We start from the raw sequence: 12,463 nt of genomic DNA on the forward strand, positions 1-12,463 counted from the left end.
AAAAACGAGTAAATGTTTTCATTAAGTGATATAACCCTACATAGTAAATGTAGGGTTATATCTTGTAAAAAAGGGGGTACTATAAACTTATAAAAGTGAAAAATAATAATGTACCTTTATATAAAAATGTGGCATAATATAAAAATGTAAAAAATTAATCCACAAATTTAGCTTGTGAGGAGTTTGAAATGAAAATAGGATTTGATCATAAAAAATACTTAGAAGAACAATCAAAATATATACTAGAGAGAGTAAACAACTATGACAAACTTTACCTAGAATTTGGTGGTAAATTGTTGTTTGATCTTCATGCAAAAAGAGTTTTACCTGGATTTGACGAAAATGCTAAAATAAAACTATTACATAAATTAAAAGAAAAGGTTGAAATAATTATTTGTGTATATGCAGGGGATATCGAAAGAAACAAAATGCGAGGAGATTTCGGTATTACATATGATGTTGATGTTTTAAGATTAATAGATGATTTAAGAGGATATGAGCTTGATGTTAATAGTGTTGTAATTACAAGATACAACGGGCAACCATCTGCAACAACATTTATTAATAAACTAGAACGTAGAGGAATAAAAGTTTATAAACATGAAGCAACTAAGGGATACCCAACAGATGTAGATATGATTGTAAGTGATGAAGGCTATGGTAAAAACCCATATATAGAAACAAGTAAGCCAATAGTAGTTGTTACAGCACCAGGCCCTGGAAGCGGTAAACTTGCAACTTGTTTAAGCCAAATGTATCATGAAAATAAAAGAGGGAATGTTGTTGGATATTCTAAATTTGAAACTTTCCCAGTTTGGAATGTTCCACTAAAACATCCTTTAAATATAGCATATGAAGCAGCAACAGTGGATCTGAAAGATGTAAACATGATTGATTCATTCCACATGGATGCATACAATAAATTATCTATAAACTATAACCGTGACATTGAAACTTTCCCAGTTCTTAGAAGAATTATCGAAAAGATAACAGGAGAAGAAGCAGTTTATAAATCTCCAACAGATATGGGTGTTAATAGAGTAGGTTATGGAATAATTGATGATGAAGTTGTACGCGAAGCTTCAAGACAAGAAATAATAAGAAGATATTTCAAAACAAAATGTGAATATAAAAAAGCTTATACGGATAAGGAAAGTGCTGATAGAGCAAAACTTATAATGGAAGAATTAAACCTTAAAGAAACTGATAGAAATGTAGTTGTTCCAGCTAGAGAATATTCATCAAAACTTAAAGAAACAGCTGGTAAAAATGAGATTTGTCCAGTAGTTGCTCTAGAGCTTAATGATGGAACAATATTAACTGGAAAATCATCAACAACAATGGATGCGACAGCAGCAGTTATATTAAATGCAGTTAAGCATTTTGCAAATATAACTGATGATATACACTTAATTTCACCAGTTATAATAGAACCAATTTTAAACTTGAAATCAAAGACTTTAAACAGTATGAGTACAGCATTAACTTGCGAAGAAGTACTTATAGCACTTAGTATTTGTGCTGCTACTAACCCAATGGCACAAGTAGCACTTGATAAATTAACAATGCTTAATGGCGGTCAAGCGCATTCAACAACTATACTAAGTATAAATGAAGAACAAACCTTCAGAAAGCTAGGAATAGATGTAACATGTGATGATGAATACCCATCAGCAAATCTTTATTATAACTAAAGTTAAATAGGCTAAAATAAAAGAATCTCTTATTGTATTATAAGCAATAAGGGATTCTTTTTATTTATAAGTAATTTGAAAAAAATAATAGACCAATTTGATAGTCTGTTATTTTTTTCTAATGCCTAAGGAAAATACAAGTTAATTATAGAAAAATAGATTATAATAGATATATAGGATTAATAATAGATTGGGGGAATAAAAATGTTTAAAGGGGTAGAAAGTGAAGCTATTTATGATAATCAAAAAATTGAATATAGAATAGTAACTAATTATGAAGATGCATATAGATATAATTCGCCAAGAGGACAAAGCGCACCTAAAGCAGAAATATTTATGGATATAAATGAAAAAAATTATAAATCAGAAAGTACAAAGAGGGAAAGACAAGATAAGGCTATAAGAAATAGATCAAATAGAAAGAATAATCATAAAGATTCTAGTGATGAAACTAAAACTATAGGAGCAATAATAATTGCAATTATATTTTTTGTTTTAAAGTTAATATTTTAATAGAGTAGAAAAGTTAAAAATAATAGAAATTAATGATACCTTATAAGTGCGATTTATATATAGAAAAGAATTTCATTTGAAATTCTTTTCTATATTATGCATGAAATGATAACGTTTTTTTAGGGGGATTTGTCAATAGTTAATTTAAATTTATAGAAGTATAATATAAACATAAGATACAGGAGGCGATATATTATGGCAAGTTTATCATTAAAACATATATATAAAGTTTATGAAGGCGATGTAACAGCAGTTAAGGATTTCAACCTAGAAATTGAGGACAAGGAGTTCATTATATTTGTAGGACCATCAGGCTGTGGTAAATCTACAACATTAAGAATGATAGCAGGCCTTGAAGATATTTCAAAGGGTGAACTTTCAATAGATGGAAAAGTAGTTAATGATGTAGCACCAAAGGATAGAGATATAGCCATGGTATTCCAAAGTTATGCATTATATCCACATATGACAGTTGCTGAAAATATTTCATTTGGTTTAAAATTAAGAAAAATGCCTAAAGATGAAATAGAGAAAAAAGTTAAGGATATAGCAAAAACATTAGATATAGAACATTTATTAGATAGAAAACCAAAAGCATTATCAGGTGGACAAAGACAAAGAGTTGCACTTGGAAGAGCTATAGTTAGAGAACCTAAGGTATTCTTAATGGATGAACCGTTATCAAATCTTGATGCGAAATTAAGAGTTCAAATGAGAACAGAAATATCAAAATTGCATAAAAGATTACAAACAACATTTGTATATGTAACTCATGATCAAACAGAAGCTATGACAATGGGTACAAGAATAGTAGTTATGAAAGATGGTATTGTACAACAAGTTGCAAGCCCTCAAACGTTATATAATAACCCTGAAAACATGTTTGTTGCAAGCTTTATAGGAAGCCCACAAATGAACTTTATGACTGGAACTATAGTAGAAGACGCTGGTAAGATGTATATTAAAATTGAAAATGATAAAATATTATTGCCAGAATCTAAAGCTAAATTACTAAAGGAACAATCATACATTGGAAAAGAAATAGTAATGGGAATAAGACCAGAAGATATTAAAGATGATGAAGAATATATAGCAGAACATCAAGACGCTGTATTTGATGGTGAGGTAGATGTAGTTGAATTAATGGGAGCTGAAAGTTATATTTATATGAAAAAAGCCAACAGCAACTTAACAGGAAGAGTTACTGGAAGTACTAAATTAGTAAGTGGACAAAAGGCTAAGTTCGCAATAGTAACAGAGAAAATTCATATATTTGATAAGAAAAGTGAATTTGCTATTAAGTAATTATTAGATTTAGATAGAGTTTGTTTAAAAGTAGACGTTGATTTAGATTAAGTATCACTAGATTATCTAGGGTATAGAATAGTAGGATAATGAATTTTAAAATAACTGTCCGAGATAGTGGTGGATTATACTATACATCTTGGATAGTTATTTTATGTATCTTAAAAAAATAAATAGTGAATATTATATAAGGGATCTTCAAAAAATAACTAGTCAGAGATTCCAAAGGGGGGAGCTTATGAATAATATACTAATTTTATTAGATGAAATGTGCAATAAATTAAATTTAGAGTTAAAATTAATAGATAGTAATAAAGTTGAAATATATAATAATATAGCTTCAAAGGAAGATCTAATTACCAGAAGTATTTTAATAAATAGAAATATATATGATATATTTCTTACAAAAGCAAATTTTCCGTGTTTATCAATAATAGAGTTTACTTTAAATAAATTCATAAAAGAAAAAAACAATATGTGTCTAGAAGATTTATTAAAAGGAGATCAAGATTTTGATAACTTCAATAAATCCCCAATATATAAGGTTGGAAAAATAATTATAATAGATTGTAATGAAGCAAATGAAGTTATTGAATTAGTTAAAAGTACTTATTATGGACAAAATATTTATATAGATAAAGCTTATAATAAAATAGTTTTAATAGGTGATTTAGAAGATGAAAAAGAACATGGAATAAGTTTAAGAGAAACAATTACAAGTAATATAAAAACTAAGGTGTCTATAGGTATAAGTAGTATTGATGGAACCTTTGAAGGGCTTGTGAAAGGCTATAATAATGCAAAGAAAGCAATAAAAATAGGGAAAACATTTAATATAATTCCAGAAGTATATTTATATGATGAAATGAATTTTGAAAAAATTGTTTATAATATTAATGATAGCTATTATAAAGAACTGAAAGATGAATATAATAGAATGTTTAAAAATTTAAACAAGGAATTAATATTAACTTTAGAAGAGGTATTGAAAAGTAATTTATCTTTAACTAAGGCATCTAAAAATTTATATATACATAGAAATACTTTAATGTATAGAATAGAAAAGATTTACAAAGAAACTGGACTAGATATAAGGAATTTCAGAGATGCAACTTATTTATATATGCTATATATGAACAATAAAAAATGAGAACTAAGAAAAGGCTGAGTTTTCACACAATAGTGTAAACTCAGCCTTTTGTTTATTAATTGAAATTTAAAGTCTATATAAATTTATGCTACGTCTTCTACGTTTTCTCCACGAATTTCTGCCGCAGTACGTATTTTATAGTTTTTAAACATAATAGATCCTAAGTAACCACTAAAGACACTAACTATAATACAACCTGCGGCTGTTATTAATACTTTAGAAGCTGGATTATATGCGAACATTACTGCAAAACCAGCTATAGGAGTGGCTGTTCCTGGAGACATATTTACAAGTCCCATTAATGCGATTATTACTCCAGATAGAGCACCACCTATAAAGTTAGTTATATAAACTGGTATAGGATTTGCTGTAATTATATCTGCTTGAGTTAGAGGTTCTATAGCAACTGCTATAGTATCTTTTTTACTTCCAAATTTAAGTTTGCTAAATAATACAAAATTCATGAATGATGAACCAAATACTGATAATGCTCCTATAGCCATAGGTGCGCCTGTAAGTCCAAGCATTGCTGTTAAAGCCATTGAACTAAGTGGTGCTGTGGCAACAACAGTTATTGTTCCTCCAAGTACTATTCCCATTATTATTGGGTTAGAAGTAGAGGCTGATGTTAAAATTTGACCAATATTTAATAATGTTGAATTTACTAGTGGAGTCATACCTAATCCTATTAGTCTACTTAATGGAGCTGCAATTATAATTATAATTATTAAGTCTAATCCAGCAGGTAATTTCTTTTCTAAATACTTAACTACAAATGACATAATGTATCCAGCGATAAATCCAGGTAATATTCCAAACCCAGAGCAAGATAGTCCAACTAAGACTGCATATACTGGTGAAACACCAAGAGCTAAAGGCACAAGTGTTGCAGCCGCTACTCCTGATAAACTACCATTGGCTAAACCAACCTCGCCTAAAAATTTGAGTTTTAATACACCACCAAAAAATGCACCGTGAAAGGCTTCAACTAGAAAGCTTGCACATGCAGCACTTGCTAGGGCACCCATTGCTTTCATTCCTTGTGGTGCTTTGTAACTAAATAATGTAAATAAAGCTAATACTAGTAGTAAAAGACCAGTCCCTATTAAAATATCCATTATTTTTTCCTCCTTAGATTGTTTAAATTATTTATTTTTAAATACTTTGTTTTTAAGTTCTAGACCAGTTTTAGTAATAGCAAGTCCACCAAGAGCTGTTTCTCTTAATGATGCTGGCAAATCTACTCCGATTTTATACATTGCAGATAATGCATCATCAAATGGTATTTTAGATGTTACTCCAGCCATAACTAAATCAGCTGTAGAAAGAGCACTAATTGCACCAGCTACATTCCTTTTTGCGCAAGGAATTTCAACTAATCCTGCAACCGGGTCACAAACTAGTCCTAATATATTTTTAAATACAATGGCACCAGCGTCTAGACTCATCGCTGGGGTTCCACCCATCATTTGTACAACAGCTGCTGAAGCCATAGCTGCTGCTGAACCACATTCAGCTTGACATCCACCTTCTGCACCTGCAAAGGTTGCGTTCATTCCAATGATCATCCCAACAGCAGCTGCTGCGAATAAGCCTTCTATCATTTCATCAACACTTTTATCAAGTCTTTCACCAGCTGCTAATATTACTGCTGGAAGTATTCCACATGATCCAGCTGTTGGACATGCTACTATTTTACCCATGGCTCCATTAACTTCTGAAGATGATAATGCCATAGCCATAGCCTTGACAGCAGTATCGCCTAAAAGGGATTTACCTGCTTCTAAATATTTTTGTAATTTATAAGCATCGCCTCCGATAAGACCACTTAATGAATAAACTTTACGTTCACGTCCATCGGTAGCACCTTTTCTCATTACATCAAGAGTTTCTTTCATATGTGAAAATAATTCCTCTCGGGAAATACCTTTTTCTTCAATCTCGCGATTTATTGCATATTCACTTAATTTTATGTTTTCTGTTTTGCATATTTCAATAAGTTGACTAGCTGACTTTGCTATCATTATTTTTACCTCCTGTTTCTGGATTAATAACTATAACCTTGTTTATTCCATTGATTTTTTTTATATCTGCCATTAAAGAATCGGGAACAACAGTATCTACTTCAAAAGTCATAGTTGCAGATTTCCCTTTTTCGCCTCTAACAAGTTTCATAAAAGCAATATTGATTTTATGAGAATAAATAAGTTCTGACACTTTTGCTACTGTTCCTGGAATATCATTATGACAAGTAATTATAGTAGGATATATACCAGTTATTTGTACACTATTACCATTTATCTCAATTATCTCTACATTACCACCACCAATAGATGAACCCATTACTTCAAAGGTATTACCTTTAATATCTGTTATTAAAAATTTAACAGTGTTTGGATGGACTTGTCCAAGATCTTCTTCAACAAAGTTTACAATTAATCCTTTATTTTCAGCAATTTCAATAGAATTTTTAAGTCTGTCATCGCTTGGCTCCATTCCAAGTATTCCTGCAACAAGAGCTCTATCTGTTCCGTGGCCTTTATAAGTTTTACCAAAAGAACCATGAAGTAAGAATGTAACCTCTTTTATATCATTTCCAACAATAGTTTTTGCTATTTTACCAAGTCTAGCAGCTCCAGCTGTGTGGGAAGATGATGGACCTACCATTATAGGGCCTAGAATATCAAAAACGCCAAAATTTTGCATAGTAACTATCATTCCTTTCATCAATATAATATTTTATTATATTTTTTCGCTAGTGTAGTAATTTTCCACAATCGGATACTTTTTTCGACTAAGTTCACTTAAATACTAAACGGTTTCACCTCGCTTGTCAAGAAATAGAGTATTGAGGATTTTATTATTAAAATAACTATTCAGATTGTGGGATATTTTCTTTCAATGCGCCAAAATAAAAAATACTACAATAAATTATAGTGTTTTAATTTGGTTGCGGGGATAGGACTTGAACCTATGACCTTTGGGTTATGAGCCCAACGAGCTGCCAACTGCTCCACCCCGCGATATTAAGTTGTGTAATTAGTTTTCCTAACCACAAGACTTATAATAGTACACTAATCGTAATAAGTCAACTTAAATATAATTTTTTTAGGACTAAAGAGTAAATTAATTTATATTATTTCTTTTAAAAATTAGTTTTTTCAAAAACCTGAAGTTAAATAATTCATAAAAAGGGATTAACCTACTGAAAAAAATGGACAAATAATATATAATAATACTAACTAAATAAAATATAAAAAAATGAATTTATTAGAAACAGGGGGAGAAAATTATGACTAATAATCAATTTGCAGTTCAAATAAAAGATTTAGAAATGAATTTTGGGGATAAAAAGGTTTTAAAGGGAATAAATTTAGACATACCAGCAGGTAAAATAATAGGTTATATTGGACCAAATGGTGCAGGGAAAAGTACAACAGTTAAAATAATATTAGGGCTTATTGAAGGTTACACTGGGGAAGTTAAAATATTTGGAGAAGATATTTCAACTGGAAATGAAGAATATAAAAAAAGGATTGGATATGTTCCAGAAGTTGCAGAGCTTTATGATAGTTTAACAGCTAAAGAATATTTAACTTTTGTTGGACAATTATACGGGTTAGAATATGAAATTGTAGATAAAAAAGCTTTAGAATTAATGACTATTTTAGGAATTGGAGATGCCTATGATTCAAGGATAACTACTTATTCAAAGGGAATGAAACAAAAAGTAACTATAATATCAAGTTTGCTTCATAACCCAGATATTTTATTCTTAGATGAACCATTAAGTGGATTAGATGCAAATAGTGTAATGATAATTAAAGAGATATTAGCAGAACTGGCCCATAATGGGAAAACTATTTTCTATTCATCACACATTATGGAAGTTGTTGAAAAATTAAGTGATAGAATTATTCTTTTAAATGATGGAAATATAGTTGCAGATGGAAACTTTAATGAGCTTAAAGAAAGCTCAAAAGAAGGATCACTAGAAGAAATATTTAATCAACTAACAGGCTTTAATAACCATAAAGAATTAGCAGAAAAATTTATTTCAGTTATTTGTGAGGTATAAGCTATGAAAGAGTTTAAAGTTTTAAAAATAATAGATAAGTTTAAAGGTATCTATAAAAAAGCTGGAGTAGATTATGATGTAATGAGATTAATAATTAGCACTAAATTATTAATGGATGGAAGAAGAACCTCTGTTGCTTTTAACAATGGAAAAAAACAAAAGCCAGATTCAAACCAATTTACAAAAGCTCTTATGATGTATGCATTTATGGGATTCTTTTTAATGATGACATTAGTAATTAAAATAAATATAATGTATCAATTGTCTGTTTATTTTGGCGGATTTATGTTTCTAATTTTAACCGTATTTATATCGGATTTTTCATCAGTAATATTAGATGTTAAAGATAAAAATTTAATTGGAAGTAAAGGGATAAGTTTAAAAACAGTAAATGCAGCAAAGTTAACTCATGTGTTTATATATATGATGTATTTAACTATTGCCCTTGGAGGGTTTTCCATATTAGTATCGGCTAGGTATGGTATATGGTTTATGCTAGTTTTTATACTAGAGATTATTCTTATAGATTTATTTATGGTTATTGTAACCGCGTTAATTTATTTTTTGGTTTTAAAGTTTTTTGATGGAGAAAAACTAAAGGATATGATAAATGTAGTGCAAATAGTTTTAAGTTTAACTATGGTAGTTGGTGGACAAATTATTCCAAGATTATTTAATGTTATGGATCTTAAAATAACCTATACTCCAAAGTTATGGCATTATTTATTTCCACCAATGTGGTTTGCAGCTCCATTAGAAATGATAGATAGCGGTCATGTTAATGGAACACTTATAGCAATGAGTATATTAGCAGTTGTAATGCCAATAGTTTCAATTGTTATTTATATTAAATTAGCGCCAACATTTGAGCAATATCTTCAAAAGTTAAATAATAATACTTACAAAAGTAAAAGTAAGAAAGAAAAATTATCATTTAGGATTAGTAAAATAATATGTAGGAATAAAGAAGAAAGAGTATTTTTCAATTTTACAAATAGTATTATAAGTAGTGAAAGAAGCTTTAAACTTAAAGCATATCCAGTTCTTGGCCTTGCAATTATTTTTCCATTTATATTTATGAGTATTGGAATGCATGAGTTTGCAGGTATAATGGAATGGAGAGCTAAAATGGTAAACTCAAAAAGCTTTATAAGTTTATATGGGGTAGCGATAATGATACCTAACATATTAATTTTACTAAGGTATTCAGAAATGTATAAAGCAGGCTGGGTATATACAACAATGCCTATTAAAAATACATCATCAATATTCAAGGGAAGTATAAAAGCTGTTATGTATAAGCTTTTAGCACCTGTTTTTATTTTTGAAAGTATAGTATTTATAATAATATTCTCACCAAAAGTTATTGTACAAATAGTAGGTGTATTACTCGCAAGCATATTATTAATAATGATAATATTTATGACTATGGAAAAAGCATTGCCATTTACACAAAAGCAAGAAGTTGCAGAAGTTTCAGGAAATATATTACCTGTAATAATAACAATGTTAAGTACCGGTTTATTAGTAGGAACTCATTTTGCAGTAACATTTATACCAATTGGAATCTATATTTATATCCTTATTTTAATAATAGTAGATATTATTCTTTGGAGTAAGGTGTTTAATGTTAAATGGAAGTCACTTAAATAATTATTCTTTTGAAAGTACCTAAGGAAGGGTAAAATAAAAGACCAGAATACCTGCTTGTTATTTAGAAATCATAAAAGTTTAGTAGTCATATTTTATAGAATTTAAGATCTATTAAATATGGCTATTATTATTAAAGAGATAGGAGAAATTGATTCATGGAAAGAGAAAGAACACTGGTAGGAGTTATAATATCTGCATTTATCGTATTTATAGCAATTAGTGATAAAACCTTAGTTAATGAATATATAATAAGGTATATACTTGTTTGTGTTATACTTATCGTTATTCAGCTTGCATCATATTTTAGTGGAAAATACAGAAGAATTATTGATTTATTTCAAATAGTATTCTCAATAATATTAATAACTAAGGGAATGGAAATTGTTGTTATTGTAGTGCCTTCAGTAATATATTCTCTTTTAATAAATAAATATAGAAAAATATCTTATGTATCTTCTATGGCTGGATTTTTATTAATTATAAATCCAGAGAATATAGCATTGTTTTTACTTTATTCTTCAATAATTTATCTTTATATGGATAGTTTATATAAAAGAGAAGTATCAGAAAAAGATTTAAAAAATAATTATAAAATAGAAAGAGAAGAAAATCATAAATTAATTGAAAAGCTTGCTTATATGGACAACTATCGTAATCATACAAATATAATGGCGCAGATTAATGAAAGAAATTATATAGCACAAAGTTTACATGATAAATTAGGACATAGTGTAACAAGTTCTATAATGCAATTACAGGTTTCAAAAGCTATGATTGATAAAGACAAAAATCTTTCTATGGAGTATTTAAACAGTGCAATAGAAAATCTAAGTGAAGGAATGGATGATATAAGGTTAATACTTAGAAGTTTGAAACCACAAGAAGAGATTATAGGAATTGAGAGTATAAAAACTTTATTATCAGAATTTCAAAATAATAGTCGCATATGTGCAGAGCTAAAGGTTACTGGAGATATAGCTACCATAGATTCAAGTTATTGGATTGTTATTGAAGATAATCTAAAAGAAGCTTTAACAAATGCTTATAAATATTCTAATGCTACAAAAATTGAAATGTATATCGAAGTTTATAATAAATTTATAAGAATAGAAATAAGAGATAATGGAAAAGGCAGTGAAAAAATAGCGAAGGGTTTAGGGCTTAGAGGTATGGAAGAAAGAGCTAGATCAATTGAAGGAGCTATTAGCTTTTTAAGTAATAATGGATTTTCTATATCAATGATAATTGGATTGTAGGTGAAAAGTAATGAATATAAAAGTATTAATATGTGATGATGATAAATTAATAAGAGAAAGTCTTAAAATATTATTGCCTTTAGATAGTGAAATAACGGTTGTTTCTGAAGCTTGTAATGGACTAGAAGCTATTGAAATTTGTAAAAATACAAAGGTTGATGTAGCGTTACTTGATATTAGAATGCCAAAAGTAAATGGAGTGGAAGCAGTTAAAAAAATTGTTAGTGAAACAAATACAAAATGTCTTATATTAACTACTTTTGATGAAGAAAAGTATGTAAATGAAGCTCTAAGGTATGGGGCAAAGGGGTATATTTTAAAAAATAATTCACCAGAGCAAATAATAAATGCTATAAAATCTGTTTATAATGACACTATAGTTATGAATGAAAATATTTTAGGGAAAATTAGAGGTAATGAAGTAGAACCTAAAATTTCTAGTGGAAAATTTACAGAACGTGAAGTAGAGATAATAAAAGCTATAGCAGAGGGTTTAAGTAATAAAGAAGTAGGTAAAAAATTATTTATATCTGATGGAACAGCAAGAAATTATATTACAACAATATTAGATAAAACAGGTTTAGAACATAGAACACAAATTGCAATTCAATATTTAAAAGGAAATATATAAGGAAATCTATAAGGTAATGACATTTGTCATAGGTAAAAGGTGAGTTTTCTAACTGTTGGAAAACTCACCTTTTTTATATAATAGGATTATAGGATTGAAAGTAAGGTGTTTCAAAATAAATAACCAGTCAAAGATTTATAGGACTTTTTGAACTACACAAGAAGGTAACCATGTCTAAGATTG

At 28.8% G+C, this 12,463-nt stretch carries 11 protein-coding genes and 1 tRNA gene; 8 read left to right on the plus strand and 4 right to left on the minus strand.

Translation table 11 applies throughout. From position 1 onward, the window contains the following. The first annotated feature begins 188 nt into the window (after positions 1-188). The 4 genes from BLS77_RS00435 to BLS77_RS00450 all read left to right on the plus strand — a co-directional run bounded on the left by BLS77_RS00435 (position 189) and on the right by BLS77_RS00450 (position 4,662). Entirely contained in the window at positions 189-1,694 is a 1,506-nt protein-coding gene (locus BLS77_RS00435) for a DUF1846 domain-containing protein (RefSeq protein ID WP_089964771.1), read from the plus strand. Between the two features lie 204 nt (positions 1,695-1,898). Further along, positions 1,899-2,207 carry a hypothetical protein gene (locus BLS77_RS00440; RefSeq protein ID WP_089964773.1) on the plus strand — a complete coding sequence of 103 codons (309 nt, stop codon included), beginning with the start codon at positions 1,899-1,901 and terminating at the stop codon, positions 2,205-2,207. Positions 2,208-2,402: 195 nt separating this feature from the next. Continuing rightward, the gene (locus BLS77_RS00445; RefSeq protein ID WP_089964774.1) at positions 2,403-3,512 is read left to right on the plus strand and encodes an ABC transporter ATP-binding protein; all 1,110 of its coding nucleotides are present in this window, start codon (positions 2,403-2,405) and stop codon (positions 3,510-3,512) included. Positions 3,513-3,750: 238 nt separating this feature from the next. After that, complete coding sequence (locus tag BLS77_RS00450; RefSeq protein WP_175490719.1) at positions 3,751-4,662, plus strand: PucR family transcriptional regulator; 912 nt, start codon at positions 3,751-3,753, stop codon at positions 4,660-4,662. A gap of 83 nt (positions 4,663-4,745) precedes the next feature. Here the strand turns inward: BLS77_RS00450 and BLS77_RS00455 are convergent, their stop codons facing one another. From BLS77_RS00455 to BLS77_RS00470, 4 genes are all read right to left on the minus strand, one after another. Then, a complete protein-coding gene (locus tag BLS77_RS00455) occupies positions 4,746-5,780 on the minus strand; it encodes a PTS sugar transporter subunit IIC (protein WP_089964778.1) in 1,035 nt (344 codons plus the stop codon). Positions 5,781-5,807: 27 nt separating this feature from the next. After that, the gene (sdaAA, locus tag BLS77_RS00460) at positions 5,808-6,686 is read right to left on the minus strand and encodes an L-serine ammonia-lyase, iron-sulfur-dependent, subunit alpha (RefSeq protein WP_089964780.1); all 879 of its coding nucleotides are present in this window, start codon (positions 6,684-6,686) and stop codon (positions 5,808-5,810) included. Beyond that, the gene (sdaAB, locus tag BLS77_RS00465) at positions 6,667-7,368 is read right to left on the minus strand and encodes an L-serine ammonia-lyase, iron-sulfur-dependent subunit beta (protein WP_089966458.1); all 702 of its coding nucleotides are present in this window, start codon (positions 7,366-7,368) and stop codon (positions 6,667-6,669) included. Before sdaAB ends, sdaAA begins: the two co-directional genes overlap by 20 nt. 241 nt (positions 7,369-7,609) lie before the next feature. After that, positions 7,610-7,685, minus strand: a tRNA-Met gene (locus BLS77_RS00470). 269 nt (positions 7,686-7,954) lie between these two features. On the opposite strand from BLS77_RS00470, the gene BLS77_RS00475 reads away from it, so the two are divergent. The 4 genes from BLS77_RS00475 to BLS77_RS00490 all read left to right on the plus strand — a co-directional run bounded on the left by BLS77_RS00475 (position 7,955) and on the right by BLS77_RS00490 (position 12,280). Next, entirely contained in the window at positions 7,955-8,740 is a 786-nt protein-coding gene (locus BLS77_RS00475) for an ABC transporter ATP-binding protein (protein ID WP_089964782.1), read from the plus strand. Positions 8,741-8,743: 3 nt separating this feature from the next. Beyond that, positions 8,744-10,393 (plus strand): hypothetical protein, encoded by a 1,650-nt coding sequence (locus BLS77_RS00480; protein WP_089964785.1) that lies wholly within the window; start codon positions 8,744-8,746, stop codon positions 10,391-10,393. Between the two features lie 155 nt (positions 10,394-10,548). Continuing rightward, positions 10,549-11,649: a sensor histidine kinase gene (locus BLS77_RS00485; RefSeq protein ID WP_089964787.1), complete on the plus strand. Its 1,101-nt coding sequence runs from the start codon at positions 10,549-10,551 to the stop codon at positions 11,647-11,649. Positions 11,650-11,659: 10 nt separating this feature from the next. Further along, positions 11,660-12,280 (plus strand): response regulator transcription factor, encoded by a 621-nt coding sequence (locus tag BLS77_RS00490; RefSeq protein WP_089964789.1) that lies wholly within the window; start codon positions 11,660-11,662, stop codon positions 12,278-12,280. Positions 12,281-12,463 lie beyond the last annotated feature (183 nt).

This window comes from Clostridium gasigenes, assembly GCF_900104115.1.
Taxonomy (GTDB): Bacteria; Bacillota; Clostridia; order Clostridiales; family Clostridiaceae; genus Clostridium; species Clostridium gasigenes.

Excerpts from the sequence above, each read along its gene's own strand:
- BLS77_RS00435 (WP_089964771.1), top strand. The coding sequence starts at position 189 with ATGAAAATAGGATTTGATCATAAAAAATACTTAGAAGAACAATCAAAA.
- BLS77_RS00485 (WP_089964787.1), top strand. The coding sequence starts at position 10,549 with ATGGAAAGAGAAAGAACACTGGTAGGAGTTATAATATCTGCATTTATC.
- BLS77_RS00490 (WP_089964789.1), top strand. The coding sequence starts at position 11,660 with ATGAATATAAAAGTATTAATATGTGATGATGATAAATTAATAAGAGAA.
- BLS77_RS00445 (WP_089964774.1), top strand. The coding sequence starts at position 2,403 with ATGGCAAGTTTATCATTAAAACATATATATAAAGTTTATGAAGGCGAT.
- BLS77_RS00455 (WP_089964778.1), bottom strand. The coding sequence starts at position 5,780 with ATGGATATTTTAATAGGGACTGGTCTTTTACTACTAGTATTAGCTTTA.
- BLS77_RS00475 (WP_089964782.1), top strand. The coding sequence starts at position 7,955 with ATGACTAATAATCAATTTGCAGTTCAAATAAAAGATTTAGAAATGAAT.
- BLS77_RS00480 (WP_089964785.1), top strand. The coding sequence starts at position 8,744 with ATGAAAGAGTTTAAAGTTTTAAAAATAATAGATAAGTTTAAAGGTATC.
- BLS77_RS00440 (WP_089964773.1), top strand. The coding sequence starts at position 1,899 with ATGTTTAAAGGGGTAGAAAGTGAAGCTATTTATGATAATCAAAAAATT.
- sdaAB (WP_089966458.1), bottom strand. The coding sequence starts at position 7,368 with ATGCAAAATTTTGGCGTTTTTGATATTCTAGGCCCTATAATGGTAGGT.
- BLS77_RS00450 (WP_175490719.1), top strand. The coding sequence starts at position 3,751 with ATGAATAATATACTAATTTTATTAGATGAAATGTGCAATAAATTAAAT.
- sdaAA (WP_089964780.1), bottom strand. The coding sequence starts at position 6,686 with ATGATAGCAAAGTCAGCTAGTCAACTTATTGAAATATGCAAAACAGAA.